The 342-nt window shown below is 49.7% G+C and carries 1 protein-coding gene; it reads right to left on the reverse strand.

The annotated features are described in order from the left end of the window. Window positions 1-319, reverse strand: a 319-nt coding sequence (locus tag ACK8OT_RS19360; RefSeq protein WP_410198143.1) for a reverse transcriptase domain-containing protein, incomplete at its 3' end; no start/stop codon positions are given. Between the last annotated feature and the right edge of the window lie 23 nt (window positions 320-342).

Raw genomic sequence — 342 nt, forward strand, 5'->3', positions numbered from 1 at the left:
GGTTAAATTTCATGAGTCGTTTTGGCAGTACCTCATAAAATCGCTCCGCATCGTTGGCGTATTGAAACGCACACACAAAATCATCGGCGTACCGGATGAGCATCGCGCGGCCACGCATTCGCGGTTTTACTTTCTTTTCAAACCATAAGTCGAGTGCGTAATGCAGGTAGATGTTCGCCAGTACTGGGCTAATGATGCCCCCTTGCGGCGTACCGCTTTTCGGGTGTTCAAACTCCCCTTCGGGTGACTTTATGCGGGCTTTAAGCCATTGGCTGATTAAGCTCAGCATGGCGTTGTCATCAATGCGTTGCTTGAGCATCTTCATCAGCCAGTCATGGTCAA

The sequence above is a fragment of the Motilimonas thetidivivens genome, from assembly GCF_046452435.1.
Lineage (GTDB): Bacteria > Pseudomonadota > Gammaproteobacteria > Enterobacterales > CBDFNC01 > Motilimonas.